This is a genomic window from Anisomitus miae (SeqCode) (genome assembly GCF_054906395.1).
This window is the reverse complement of sequence record NZ_JBRACL010000006.1, coordinates 162,418-175,108: the sequence shown is the minus strand read 5'-3', so window position 1 is coordinate 175,108 and position 12,691 is coordinate 162,418. Positions and strand designations below refer to the sequence as shown.

General features: G+C 30.1%; 17 protein-coding genes. 1 reads left to right on the top strand and 16 read right to left on the bottom strand.

The window, feature by feature from the left end:
* Positions 1-43: 43 nt before the first annotated feature.
* The 5 genes from AALI31_RS03500 to AALI31_RS03480 all read right to left on the bottom strand — a co-directional run bounded on the left by AALI31_RS03500 (position 44) and on the right by AALI31_RS03480 (position 2,657).
* Positions 44-169: a hypothetical protein gene (locus AALI31_RS03500; protein WP_489885143.1), complete on the bottom strand. Its 126-nt coding sequence runs from the start codon at positions 167-169 to the stop codon at positions 44-46.
* A gap of 113 nt (positions 170-282) precedes the next feature.
* Positions 283-1,047, bottom strand: coding sequence for an RNA polymerase sporulation sigma factor SigF (gene sigF, locus AALI31_RS03495; protein ID WP_489885142.1), 765 nt, complete (start codon positions 1,045-1,047; stop codon positions 283-285).
* Positions 1,048-1,051: 4 nt separating this feature from the next.
* A complete protein-coding gene (gene spoIIAB / locus AALI31_RS03490) occupies positions 1,052-1,507 on the bottom strand; it encodes an anti-sigma F factor (protein WP_489885141.1) in 456 nt (151 codons plus the stop codon).
* Between the two features lie 10 nt (positions 1,508-1,517).
* Positions 1,518-1,853, bottom strand: a complete 336-nt coding sequence (gene spoIIAA, locus AALI31_RS03485) for an anti-sigma F factor antagonist (RefSeq protein WP_489885140.1) — start codon at positions 1,851-1,853, stop codon at positions 1,518-1,520.
* A 144-nt stretch (positions 1,854-1,997) separates the two neighbouring features.
* Positions 1,998-2,657, bottom strand: a complete 660-nt coding sequence (locus AALI31_RS03480) for a macrolide ABC transporter permease (protein WP_489885139.1) — start codon at positions 2,655-2,657, stop codon at positions 1,998-2,000.
* Between the two features lie 206 nt (positions 2,658-2,863).
* Here AALI31_RS03480 and AALI31_RS03475 point away from each other — a divergent pair, with 206 nt between their 5' ends.
* Complete coding sequence (locus tag AALI31_RS03475; RefSeq protein WP_489885138.1) at positions 2,864-3,265, top strand: hypothetical protein; 402 nt, start codon at positions 2,864-2,866, stop codon at positions 3,263-3,265.
* A gap of 57 nt (positions 3,266-3,322) precedes the next feature.
* Here AALI31_RS03475 and spo0A read toward each other — a convergent pair whose 3' ends face one another.
* The 11 genes from spo0A to AALI31_RS03420 form a co-directional block, all read right to left on the bottom strand.
* Entirely contained in the window at positions 3,323-4,153 is an 831-nt protein-coding gene (spo0A, locus tag AALI31_RS03470; protein ID WP_489885137.1) for a sporulation transcription factor Spo0A, read from the bottom strand.
* A 141-nt stretch (positions 4,154-4,294) separates the two neighbouring features.
* The gene (gene spoIVB, locus AALI31_RS03465) at positions 4,295-5,473 is read right to left on the bottom strand and encodes a SpoIVB peptidase (protein ID WP_489885136.1); all 1,179 of its coding nucleotides are present in this window, start codon (positions 5,471-5,473) and stop codon (positions 4,295-4,297) included.
* Between the two features lie 94 nt (positions 5,474-5,567).
* Positions 5,568-7,232: a DNA repair protein RecN gene (gene recN / locus AALI31_RS03460; protein ID WP_489885135.1), complete on the bottom strand. Its 1,665-nt coding sequence runs from the start codon at positions 7,230-7,232 to the stop codon at positions 5,568-5,570.
* Between the two features lie 10 nt (positions 7,233-7,242).
* Complete coding sequence (argR, locus tag AALI31_RS03455) at positions 7,243-7,704, bottom strand: arginine repressor (RefSeq protein WP_489885363.1); 462 nt, start codon at positions 7,702-7,704, stop codon at positions 7,243-7,245.
* Between the two features lie 26 nt (positions 7,705-7,730).
* Complete coding sequence (locus AALI31_RS03450) at positions 7,731-8,555, bottom strand: NAD(+)/NADH kinase (protein ID WP_489885134.1); 825 nt, start codon at positions 8,553-8,555, stop codon at positions 7,731-7,733.
* A 15-nt stretch (positions 8,556-8,570) separates the two neighbouring features.
* Positions 8,571-9,386, bottom strand: a complete 816-nt coding sequence (locus AALI31_RS03445; protein WP_489885133.1) for a TlyA family RNA methyltransferase — start codon at positions 9,384-9,386, stop codon at positions 8,571-8,573.
* Positions 9,387-9,392: 6 nt separating this feature from the next.
* Positions 9,393-10,262, bottom strand: a complete 870-nt coding sequence (locus tag AALI31_RS03440) for a polyprenyl synthetase family protein (RefSeq protein WP_489885132.1) — start codon at positions 10,260-10,262, stop codon at positions 9,393-9,395.
* A gap of 1 nt (position 10,263) precedes the next feature.
* A complete protein-coding gene (gene xseB, locus AALI31_RS03435; protein ID WP_489885131.1) occupies positions 10,264-10,467 on the bottom strand; it encodes an exodeoxyribonuclease VII small subunit in 204 nt (67 codons plus the stop codon).
* On the bottom strand, positions 10,454-11,674 hold the full coding sequence (gene xseA / locus AALI31_RS03430) for an exodeoxyribonuclease VII large subunit (RefSeq protein ID WP_489885130.1): 1,221 nt from the start codon (positions 11,672-11,674) through the stop codon (positions 10,454-10,456). The genes xseB and xseA overlap by 14 nt, the downstream gene beginning before the upstream one ends.
* Complete coding sequence (gene nusB, locus AALI31_RS03425) at positions 11,649-12,122, bottom strand: transcription antitermination factor NusB (protein ID WP_489885129.1); 474 nt, start codon at positions 12,120-12,122, stop codon at positions 11,649-11,651. Before nusB ends, xseA begins: the two co-directional genes overlap by 26 nt.
* A 233-nt stretch (positions 12,123-12,355) precedes the next feature.
* The gene (locus AALI31_RS03420; protein WP_489885128.1) at positions 12,356-12,628 is read right to left on the bottom strand and encodes a hypothetical protein; all 273 of its coding nucleotides are present in this window, start codon (positions 12,626-12,628) and stop codon (positions 12,356-12,358) included.
* Between the last annotated feature and the right edge of the window lie 63 nt (positions 12,629-12,691).

Here is a 12,691-nt window from a genome sequence, read left to right as displayed (position 1 = left end):
TTTGTACACACATTTCAGTGGACAATACCCTTTCAAAATTTTTCTATTTAATATTTTCGCATTGCCCCTCTGAAAGATCTCCTAATTTCTTATTTATCTCTTCAATATTCCTATAGAACTTTCCATGAATTTTACAAATTTCACAATAATATAAACTACTATTGCCCATTTCAAAATCTTGAAAATTACTAAGAATAGTAACCAACCTAAGGTCATAGAACCCTACATTATTTTAAATTATAAACAAAAAAATTAGGATATCACATTAAATATCCCAATTTTTTAATACTCTTTTAGTATACCTTTTAACTTTGTTAATATCTTTTTTTCAATACGTGAAACCTGAACTTGACTAATTCCAAGTAAGGAGGCTACTTGAATTTGAGTTTTATCCTTAAAATATCTAAGCATTATGATTTGCCTACTCTTTTCATCTAATTTGTTTATCATTTCCTTTAAAATAAGTTTATTTAAAATTACTGAATCATCAGAAACCTTTTCTTCAATTTTGTCAATCAACAATATTGGTGAACCATCATCTTGATGTACAGTATCATACAAATACTGAGTGCTTGAACATGAATCGATTGCCAAAATGATATCGTCAACATTAAGTTTTGTATACTCAGCAAGCTCATGTACCGTCGGCTCTCTATTTAACTCTTTCGTAAGCTCATCTCGCTTAAACATTATTTTTCTAGATATCCCTTTTACATTCCTACTTATTTTAACGATCCCATCATCCCTTAAAAATCTTTTTATCTCTCCTAAAATCATGGGAACTGCATATGTAGAAAATTTAACATTGTATTCACTGTTAAAATTTTTAATAGCTTTTATAAGACCAAGGGCTCCCACCTGATAAATATCGTCATAATCATAACCTCTACCTAAGAACTTTTTACTTAACGATGCAACCAATGGCAAATTAATTTCTAAAAGTAAATCTTCTGCTTTTTTATCTCCATTTCTTACACGCTTAAGAAGCTCTTCATTCTCTTCATGACGTAACACATTACTAGTAGAGATAGCATTTTCTTCTGCCATAAAATCACCTTGCTCTTATATACTTTACCATTTTAATATGTGTTCCTTGATTCCTATTACTTTCTACAAATAACTCATCCATAAAACTTTCCATAACAGAAAATCCCATTCCAGAACGCTCGAGGTCAGGTCTTGAAGTATACAAAGGTTCTCTCGCAAGAGATACATCCTCTATTCCACATCCATTATCTATTACGCTTATATCAATTCTGTAACTATCATTACCTTGAAGATCTCTTGATCCATCTTCTATGCTAACTTTTATATTAATTTCTGAATTTTCATCTTCATTATACCCATGTATTATAGCATTTGTAACAGCCTCAGATACAGCTGTCTTAATATCGCTTATTTCTTCAAGTGTTGGGTCTAATTGTGCAATAAACGCAGCCACAGCAACTCTGGCAAAACTTTCATTACTAGATCTACTACTCAAAGTTAAGCTCATACTATTTTGCATACAAATCCCCCTAAGCATTATTTAAAACCTCTGTTAAATCGCTACACACTCTCACAACTTTGCTAACACCTGACAACTCAATTATTTTTCTAATCGTAGTATTCAAATTAATCAAAAATACTTGTCCGTTCTTTGCAGAAACTTTTTTATGTCGACCAATTATTATTCCTATACCCGAGCTATCCATAAATGAAACATTCTCAAAGTCAAAAACTAAATTTTTAGAAATGGAAGTGTCTATGTAGTAATCTATTTTCACACGTGTGTATTCAGCTGAATGATGATCTAACTCTCCGTTAAGATATGCTACAATAGTGTTATTTTGCTCTTCACAAAAAACTTCCAAAAAAAAACATCCTTTCCAAAAACCAATTTGGGATATCTAGAATATGTAAAAATTTTACAATATTAATTGATTAAATTCAATATCAATTATATATTTTTTAACATAAAAAAACGACGCATGAAAAACATCACGCATCATCTAACCTTAAACATAAATCATTTTTAACGTATCGTTAACTCTATAAATTATACACTCTTGACTCTTCGACACAAGATAAATATCCTCATCGTCATAGAGCTTCCTGAATAATTTCAATTTCGACTCAACATAAGACAGCATCTCTTCACCATTAACTTCACCATCGTACCCAATCAAATATAAAGATTCTACAAATTCGTTTAATACAAAATTCAAAACACTATCTATATCCTCGCATAAAAGATACGAATAAATCTCAATTATACAAACAAAATCAAGTTCCTCGATGAGATTAACAACTTCCAAATAATTGTTTATATCAAACCTTTTACTAGAAACTATGTATTGCATGTTTGTACCTATTGCACTCAAAATATCCTTAACTCGATAATCCGTTACTATTCCATCACATATATTCTTTATATGACCAGCAATACTCGCATCCCCACTTTTACCAAATGGATTTAAGTTCATGCTAACAACATACTTACTCACAATACCAAAAATAATTTTAACAAAGTCCTTGGGTATTCCAGATAAAAATCCATTTACCTTACCAATTACAATATCAAAATTAAATCTATCATCATCTATATCATCTAAATATCCCAAGTAACTATTGATTGAACTAAACAAAAACAAATTTCTGCCTTCTAGGTATTTCATATCTTGAACTCCTTAAATTTCCAAACTATGATCACAGACATTATTTTAACATATTTTTTACCTTTAATTCAATATTTTTAAATTCATACCTTATGTTAAAGCATCATAATAGAAATAAATTAAGCATAATAAATAATAAAAAACATTGAATTGTAAAAAATAAAATAATACTATATATGTATAACTTTTTAAAAAGGAGTTTGAGAATGGGCTTCAAAGATACTTTAACAAACTATTATATGAAATCCTACCTAAAAAAATATGGCGACAGATTAACTCAAACACAAGGAAATGTTTTATCTGTTAAACTCAGTATAAAAAGATATATCTGGTTTTTTTACATACTTACAGCCACTGTTGTTATAAAACCAGAACGTAGCAAAAATGTAGTTAAATGCATTTACAAGAAAAAGCGATTATTTAAAAAACCATCTTTCATGAACATAAACCAAGGACATTTAGTTATAGTTCAAGCTCTAAAAGATAAAAAGGTACGTGAGAATTTAAGAGTATTGAATATCAGAAATTTATCTAATAGACAAGATCTAGTTCCTGTAGATGTACCTCAACCTAAAAGCTTAACCAAAATTCAAAGAGTAAGAAAATAGTTTTATGAAAATCAAAATAAGGGAGAGATTATTTTAAAATCTCTCCCTTTAGTCATATCATCCTACCTTATTCTTAAGTCTTAGTCTATCTGCAACCATAGCAATAAACTCAGAATTTGTAGGTTTACCTTTTTCATTATGTACTGTATACCCAAAAATCTTATTTATACTATCAATTTTCCCACGTCCCCAAGCGACTTCAATAGCATGTCTAATTGCACGCTCTACCCTACTGGAAGTTGTATTATACTTCCTCGCAATGGAAGGATACAATTCCTTAGTGACTGCAGAAAGCAACTCAATATCATTTACAACCATAGAAATGGCTTCCCTCAAATAAAAATATCCCTTTATGTGTGCTGGAACACCTATCTCATGAATTATGTTCGTAATCTCACTCTCTAAATCCACACTCTCTGATTGTCTCAAATAAGTCCCGACATCTTGCACCATAGTCTTGACCCCATCACTATCTCTTTGGAAGAAATATCCTTGATCAGAGGAAATATTAAACATTTGCATTATCCTCTTTATGAACACATCCATATCAAATGGTTTCAAGACATAGTAATCTACACCCAACCTTATAGCATTTTGCGTTATCTTATCTTGTCCAACTGCCGACAACACGATAACTTTAGGAGCTAACTCTAAATTTTTATTTAAATTTAATCTTTCCAAAACACCCAATCCATCCAAATGAGGCATTATTATATCAAGTACAACCAGATCCGGTTTATACTCTTCTATAAACTTCAACGCTTCAATACCATTCTTAGCAACACCTACAACATCAAAATTCTCCTGATTATCCAAATAATCCTTCAAAATTATACAAAACTCATCGCTATCATCGACAATTAAAATTCTTATCTTATTATTTTCCAATGTCTACCGCTCCTCCAAAACTAGCCTCTCTCATTTAACTTGTTCGACAAAAGATATTAATTTCCTTCTAATTAATATTTTTTTACAAAAATAGAGCTACATTAACAACTTAAAGTTAACATAGCCTAACCACATCTTTTATTAATTAAAAATTTTACTTTCCTTAAGCATCCATTCAATATATATTCCATACCCTGTATCAGGTTTATTCACCAATACATGAGTGACAGCACCAACCAATTTATCATTTTGTATAATCGGACTTCCACTCATACCTTGTACAATTCCTCCCGTCTTATTTAGAAGCTCTTCATCCACGACCTTTATAATCATACTTTTTGAACTAGGGTTATCTTGTTGTAAGAGTTTTTCTATTACAATATCATACATTTTAGGTTTACCATTATCTATTGTAGAAATCATCTTTGCAGGTCCTTCCTCTATTTCATCTTTTAATGCTATTCCAAGTTTTTCACCATAGCTATTTTCTAAATCATATTCACCAAATATTCCATATTTAGTATTTTGAGTTACACTTCCCATTCTTATATCATCATTTATAAACACACCTTTTAATTCACCTGGATTACCTTTTTCTCCCCTTTTTACATTAACTATAGAGGAGTTAACTATATTACCTTTACTTATTTTTATTATATCTCCAGTATCTACATCAGTTATAGGATGACCTAAAGCACCAAATACCCCTGTCTCAGGATCAACAAACGTAACTGTCCCAATACCTGCTGTAGAGTCTCTAACCCACAATCCTATTCTATTTTCACCATCCACAGTTTTAACTGGCTTAATGACCTTATATAAAATCTTATCGTCTCTCTCTATCTTTATGTTAAACTCATCTTCATTTAATGAATTTAGAGTTTCTGATAAAAACTCCGATGAATTGATCTCAATATCGTTAACCGATAATATTACATCCCCTAAATTTATTCCACCTTCTTTAGATGGACTGTAAGGTTTTTGTTCTATATTTCCTACTTCAGAAAATCCAACAACTAGTGGTCCATTTGTTTGCAATTTTATACCGACAACATTACCACCAGGATATACTTGAATTTCTTTAGGTATAGCCATAACCTCGACAGTTTTAATCTTAAATCCTAAAAATTCGGCATCATATTCAGAAATGTTATTATATATTTTTGTTAAGGTGTAATTTATTATCCCCTTATTTGATTCTAAGTTACTTCCATCTCTTAAAAAAATTACCTCTGGAACACTAATAAATACAGAGGAAATATATAAAAATACTACTAATATAGGAGCAAATACTGCGAAGATTTTAAGAGCTCTTTTCATCCGCACTTTAATTCCTCCTTTTCAAAAACTATAAAAAATAAATCATGGGCACACACACCCATGATTTATTTTTTCATTTTACAAATATTTTATTCTACATTTTTTTATTTCCAATAAGTTCCTTAGCATTGATAAACACACTCTCAGTTATTTTATCTCCACCGATCATCTTAGCTATCTCATTTATCTTTTCTTCATAATTTATAATTTTTACATCCGAATATGTTTTATCACCTTTAACTTTCTTAGTTACAATGTAATGATTGTCAGATAAACTCGCAATCTGCGGAAGATGTGTTATACAAAAAACTTGACATTTGGAAGATAAACAATACATCTTCTCACCGACCTTTCGAGCTATTTTACCACTCACTCCGGTGTCAATTTCATCAAATATAATTCCTGAAATAGGTTCATTCCCAATAAAAACTATTTTCAAAGCCAACATTATTCTCGACAATTCTCCACCAGAAACAATCTTTGAAAGATTCTTTAGAGGTTCACCTTTATTTGTTGAAATTAAAAACTCTACACTATCATTTCCAATTTTACTAAATTCTGAACTTTTAGAAATGTTAATTTTAAAAATCACATTACTCATTCCCATGTAATTCAGTTCTGAGATAATTTCATTTTCTATTTGCTGAGCATATCTTTTTCGTATTCCCGTTATATTATCCGCTTCAGAAGATAAATCTTTGTATAAAACGTCCTCTTTAACTCTAAGACTTTCAAGAATTGATTCCTGATTTAAAACTTCATCTAGATTACTTTGAAGTTCCGAAGCATAATCTAAAAGTTCTTTAACTGTAGATTTATTAAATTTCCTTTTCAATGAATTTATTAGATATATTCTAGAATTTATACTATCAAATTCATTCAAATCAAAATCTACATTATTACCGATTGATTTTATATCATCAAAAATGCTCTCTAAATCATAGTAAATTCCTTCTAATTTTCCAGTGATATCTTTTAGAGATTCTAGCGTACTGTCTATGTTTCTAAACGATCTAATAACATTCATCAAAATTGTATTTACAGAACTCTGCTCACTATATTTTAAATTGTCCATAGCAAAGTTTAATGTATTATTTATCTTTTCGCTATTATTCAAAATCCTTATCTTTAAATCCAATTCATCATCTTCACCTTTATGAAGATTAGCATTGCTTAGCTCATCAATTTGAAATTTAACATAATCCAAATGGCTCTCATCTAATATGTTATTTTGTATCTCTTGTATCTTCGATTTAACACAATACCATTCATGATAAATACTCATGTATCTATCAAAACATATATTAGTTCCTATGTATCTATCCAGATAACTTATATGATTGCTATTGTTTAGAAGCTCATAATTCTGATGCTGTGTGTGAATATCCATCAGATACCTAGAAATCATTTTTAAAATATTGTTGGTAACAGTTTTTCCGTTTATCCTTACAGAACTCTTCCCATTTCTGTATCCCTCACGGCGTATAAGCAAATAATCGTCCTTACTAATTCCATTTTCATCAAGTATGCGATTGATTTTGTCATGTTCTATATCAAAAATCGCCTCAACTGATGTCTTATCTTCACCATTTCTAATGATATCTCTGCTAAATTTAAACCCCAATATAAAACAAATAGCATCAATGAGAATAGACTTTCCGGATCCTGTCTCTCCAGATATAACTGTAAAGCCTTTTTTAAATTCCAAATTAATTTTATCTATTAAGGCAAAATTCTCTATACTCATTTCCTTTAACATTAAAAATCACCTAGCTTTTTATAAGCTTATTTATTTTATTTTGTATACTTTCAAGCGAACTAACACTCCTAACCAAAACAAAAATTGTATTATCTCCAGCAACATTACCTGCAACTTCTTCCAAATTCAAAGAATCTATTACCTCACCAACAACAGAAGCAGCTCCAGGTAATGTTCTAATTACCAAAGTCTTATCAATTGTTTCCATAGATAAAATGCTACTAGCTATTATGCTCCTGTATCGTTCTATTTTTTTGTTTTCATTGATATTGGTATTATTTAGAACACCATACTTGTAAGTCCCAGAGCTAGTTGACACCTTTATGAGTTTTAGAATTTTGATATCTCTCGAAACGGTTGCCTGAGTAACATCAAATCCTGCTCCCCTGAGCTCATCCGCAAGTTCTTCTTGAGTCTCTATATCTCTGTTAGTTATAATGTCTAATATCTTCTCGTGGCGTTTATTTTTCAACATAAAATACCATCCTCAATCTTTTTTTAAATTCTATTAATTAATTTTCTCCTCAAAACACTATAGTAATCATAAAAATCAAATCTTATTATTTTACATTTTTCATGATATTTACAAATCTTAAGTATCTGTTTCCCTAAAAGAACTTCTTGTTTTTGTCCATCAACCACCATATAACAATTATCATCAATTCCATCAATCTCCAACTTAATAACGCTCTGAGATCCAATGACTAAACTTTTTGCATTTAAAGAATGTGGACAAATAGGAGTTATAATGATGGAATCAATATCAGGAGAAATTATAGGACCTCCAGCAGACAAAGAATATGCCGTCGAACCCGTCGGAGTTGAAATTATAAGGCCATCACCCGAAAAAGTACTATAATAATTATTATCAATAAAAATTTTAAATTTTAAAAGCCTAGACATTGGAAGCTTGGTTATAACAATATCATTTAACGCAGGATACTCTCCAATGTAGTCACTTTCATTTACAGAAGCACAAATCATTATTCGATTTTCAACATAATACTTTCCTTGGTTTAAAAAATCTATGGCCATATTTATATCATCAATTTCTATACTTGCCAGAAACCCAAGAGTTCCATAATTGATACCAATTATAGAAACTTGATGATCACCAAGCACACGCACATTTTGAAGTATAGTACCATCACCACCGATAATAAACAAAAAAGATAAATTGTATTTTTCATTTTCCAAATCTTCACCATCTAAAAATACCTTTATCTTACAATCCGGAACCTTATTTTTTAACAACGACCACAATTTCTTCAAAACATCTTCATAATCTTTCTTAGATGAATTAACGGATATACCAAACACCATACACACAAAACCTCCCTAATTAAAACTTTGGTTTTTATGTGACAAATTTACAATTTCCCAAATGCAATTATCATCAAAAGCATAATCCACGGGCTCAATACTAATATAAACAAGAAACTCTATGTTCCCATCTCCACCACGTATTGGAGAAAATGTCAAACCCAATATCCCAAAATCATTTATCTCCAAAAAATTCAAAATTCTATGTATAACTTCAAAATGAACCTCTCTATCTTTCACAATTCCTTTTTTGTTTACTCTACCTTTTCCTGCTTCGAATTGAGGTTTTATTAAAGCAACAATTCTCCCTGAACTATTCAGAAAGCTTCTAACCTTAACTAATATTTTTTCAATCGAAATAAACGAAACATCTATTGACGCAAAATCTCCAACCTCACCAATTTTTTTTTCATCAATATATCTAACATTTGTTCTTTCCAAAACGACAACTCTATTATCAATTCTTAGCTTATAAGCAAGTTGACCATATCCAACGTCAATTGCAAATACCCTCCTAGCACCTTCGTTCAACATGCAATCCGTAAATCCACCAGTAGAAGCCCCTATGTCAAAACAAACTTTACCGTTCAAATTTATATTAAACTCATCAATTGCCTTTTTGAGTTTTTCGCCGCCTCGACTAACATACAAACTTTCTTTACGCTTGATGATTTGAACATCACTATCAATAGTTACCTTCTCACCGGGTTTAAAAATTTTAGTTCCGCCGACTAAAACATTCCCACACATGATATTAGTCTGAGCCACTTGCCTTGAATTAAAAAAACCTCTGTCAACTAAAATTAAATCCAACCTTTTCTTATTAGTCATACATTATTAAAATTTCCTATCCAACATAATTTTCGTAAACTCAACCAGATTAGACACATCTCTATCAATAGAATCGAGAATATTTAAAGCTCTGTTATTAAATTCCTCACATATCTTTTTGCATTCATCAATGCCATATAAATCAACATAAGTAAATTTACTATTCTTCAGATCACTATTTGCACTTTTTCCAAGAGTAGATGTATTAGAAGTTTTATCCAAAATATCATCAATTATCTGAAACACCATTCCGATGTAGTGTCCATACTTTGAAAGTTTTTCAATTTCATCTTCTGTAGCTCCACCAATATACGCACCAGCTAGTATACATGCCTTTATTAAGGCAGCTGTCTTAGTTTCATTTATGTAATTTAAGGTTTTCTCGTCTAGCTGTTTCGATTTTGTTGTTATATCTACAACCTGTCCGCCAATCATCCCATCGCAATCAATACTTTTTGCAATTATAAAAGTCGCATACAAAACTCTCTTACCGTGCTTTATGGAATATTCTATCATGTTCTTGAAAGCTTCGGTCAACAGTCCATCACCTGCAAGCAATGCGATAGCCTCACTGAACTTTATGTGATTAGTCAAATCTCCTCTTCTCAACATATCATTGTCCATACTTGGCAAGTCATCGTGTATGAGAGAATACGTATGTATCATTTCTATACAACAGGAGAATGGTATAAAATCTCTATAATTTTCATTGAATAAGGAATATGTATACAAAAACAAAATAGGTCTAATTCTCTTTCCACCAAGATTCAAACTATAACTCATAGATTCGTATATAACTTTATTCAATCCACTTTTATCAGAAAACATTTTTCCTATTTCATAATCTATCTCTTGTTTTAAGTAATCAAAATTCATACTAATCTCCCTTAAAAGACGACTCTATATACTCAACTTTACCTTCTAGTTCATTTATAAATCCACTCAACTCACTACAAAGTTCAACCCCAGACTTATATTTTTCAAAGACTTCCTCGAGTGACAAATTACCTTTATCAAGTTCCTTAACAATTTTATCAAGCAGACCGAGTTTTTGCTCAAATGTTAAATCACTCACCTTCATTACCCTCCTTCAAAATAAAAGTTCCTTCAACCTCACCATCGCCAAAGATCAATGCTATTTTTTGAGAATCCTTTATATGCTCTTTAGATTTTATAAAATTCAAATTTTCACTACGTACAAGAACAAATCCTTTATTCAAAATTTCGCTAAAATTATTTCTCTCTAGTGAAATTTTAAAATTCGATAACATATTTTTATAATCCGAAATATTCTTTTTGAATGTGCTATTTAACCTTACAAACAAATTGTTTAATGTTATTTTCTTATCTCGCAAAAAGTTAACTGGAGAATATGAATTAATTTTAATCTTATTCTCAAGAATTCTATTTTTTAGAATTTCTAAATGCTTTTTTACACTAATATCTAAGTCATTTTTATAATCGTCTATGGATATAAGTGTGGATTCAATATCTGGTATACATATCTCTGCAGCTGCAGTTGGGGTAGATACTCTCAAATCACTCACAAAATCACAAATAGTAAAATCCGTTTCATGTCCAACCCCACTTACGATTGGTATCTTAGATTTGTAAATTTCGTCTGCTAGCACCTCGTTATTAAAGACCCACAAATCTTCAAACGAGCCCCCACCTCTTGCTATAATTATCACATCAACATTATTTTCAATGTTAAAATACCTAATTCCTTGTATAATATCTTTGTACGCTTCATTCCCTTGAACTAGAGAATTAAAAACCTTTATGTTAACGAATTTATTTTTACGACTATGTACATTCAAAATATCCCGTATAACAGACCCAGTTGCAGATGTTATAACTCCGATATTGAAACAAACTTTAGGTATAGGCTTCTTATTGCTTTCATCAAAATACCCCTTACTCTTAAGCTTATCACGTATGGCCTCAAATTCTTTATACAGTTCTCCTAAACCCTGACGTTCAATTATATAACATATAATTTGGTAATTACCTTCTCTTGGATAAACCGAAATCTTCCCACCTACACTTACTTTTTCGCCATCCTTAATTTCAAATTCTAAATTCTCATTATCATGATTGAACATTATACAATTTATCTTACAACTATCATCCTTTAAGGAAAAATAAATATTTCCATTACTATGATACTTAACATTAGAAACCTCACCCTCAACATCTACGTTTGCCAGAAATATGTCAGTTTCTAAACTCGTCTTTATATAATTTGTTAAAGAGGTAACACTAAACTTCTTCAGTTTGAGTTTCATTTTCACATACCCTTCCAAGCCTCGTATTCTTTATAGAATTCAGAATTCCATTTATGTAGGAATATGAATTTTCATTGCTATACTTTTTGCTAATGTTAATGGCTTCATTTATAGTAATTCTAGGATCTAAATTGTTAAAGCACATTTCATATGTAGCCAATCTGAGAATTGACAAATCGACTTTTGACAAACGTTCAAGCTTCCACTTTTTTAAATTCTCACTTATAGCTGAATCAATTTCGCATTTATTTGATACTATTCCCTTCAAAACGTCAAAGCAATATTCCTTATCAAGAAATTTTGCATCCATCACGGAATCTTCTCCTGAAAATTGTGTTTCAAAATCATTTATTATTTCGTTATAATCTATCAATTTGCTATTCTTAAAATTCAAACCAAAAATAATTTGAAAAGCTAATTCCCTCGATCTACTTCTATGTCCGCTCATAATCACCTCAAAATCAATTAGTCCTATGAAACAAAATTGACTCTAAAAATTATTTAAATATCTATTCTAAATTATATCATAAAAACCAATTTTTATAAAAATTTAAATTAAAAAAACGTGAAAGCCAAATAGACTTTCACGTTAAAATTGTAAACGAGATTCCAAAAATTATTGGTAATATTTTATAAAAATACTATGACCCTTAATAGCAAAATCCAATCCTAAATTCAAGATCAAAATATTTTGAACAAAAATACAAAATATACTACAAATATGATATTTGCTACAAGAGCTAATATACTCAAGATTCTTTCTTTATTTTTAACCAAATTATATATAGCAACGGGTATAGATATTATTGACAAAATCAAAATAACATTATCGTTTATGAGCCCAAATACTTTCCCATAGTTATTAATCATGAATTTTGTTCCTGCCTGAGTAAATGTTAAGAAGTTTGCAAGTAAACCAATAACAAAAGTTATTCCACCAATTACATATTTCATAAATAACCCTCCTTTACATAAAATTTATATTCATTAAAACATTTCATTATACAAAATCCAAAG

What these genes read in the sequence shown, in the direction of transcription:
- AALI31_RS03500 (WP_489885143.1), bottom strand. Translation starts at nt 169, where the DNA reads ATGGGCAATAGTAGTTTATATTATTGTGAAATTTGTAAAATTCATGGA.
- sigF (WP_489885142.1), bottom strand. Translation starts at nt 1,047, where the DNA reads ATGGCAGAAGAAAATGCTATCTCTACTAGTAATGTGTTACGTCATGAA.
- spoIIAB (WP_489885141.1), bottom strand. Translation starts at nt 1,507, where the DNA reads ATGCAAAATAGTATGAGCTTAACTTTGAGTAGTAGATCTAGTAATGAA.
- AALI31_RS03480 (WP_489885139.1), bottom strand. Translation starts at nt 2,657, where the DNA reads ATGAAATACCTAGAAGGCAGAAATTTGTTTTTGTTTAGTTCAATCAAT.
- AALI31_RS03475 (WP_489885138.1), top strand. Translation starts at nt 2,864, where the DNA reads ATGGGCTTCAAAGATACTTTAACAAACTATTATATGAAATCCTACCTA.
- spoIVB (WP_489885136.1), bottom strand. Translation starts at nt 5,473, where the DNA reads ATGAAAAGAGCTCTTAAAATCTTCGCAGTATTTGCTCCTATATTAGTA.
- recN (WP_489885135.1), bottom strand. Translation starts at nt 7,232, where the DNA reads ATGTTAAAGGAAATGAGTATAGAGAATTTTGCCTTAATAGATAAAATT.
- AALI31_RS03450 (WP_489885134.1), bottom strand. Translation starts at nt 8,555, where the DNA reads ATGGTGTTTGGTATATCCGTTAATTCATCTAAGAAAGATTATGAAGAT.
- AALI31_RS03445 (WP_489885133.1), bottom strand. Translation starts at nt 9,386, where the DNA reads ATGACTAATAAGAAAAGGTTGGATTTAATTTTAGTTGACAGAGGTTTT.
- AALI31_RS03440 (WP_489885132.1), bottom strand. Translation starts at nt 10,262, where the DNA reads ATGAATTTTGATTACTTAAAACAAGAGATAGATTATGAAATAGGAAAA.
- xseB (WP_489885131.1), bottom strand. Translation starts at nt 10,467, where the DNA reads ATGAAGGTGAGTGATTTAACATTTGAGCAAAAACTCGGTCTGCTTGAT.
- xseA (WP_489885130.1), bottom strand. Translation starts at nt 11,674, where the DNA reads ATGAAACTCAAACTGAAGAAGTTTAGTGTTACCTCTTTAACAAATTAT.
- nusB (WP_489885129.1), bottom strand. Translation starts at nt 12,122, where the DNA reads ATGAGCGGACATAGAAGTAGATCGAGGGAATTAGCTTTTCAAATTATT.
- AALI31_RS03420 (WP_489885128.1), bottom strand. Translation starts at nt 12,628, where the DNA reads ATGAAATATGTAATTGGTGGAATAACTTTTGTTATTGGTTTACTTGCA.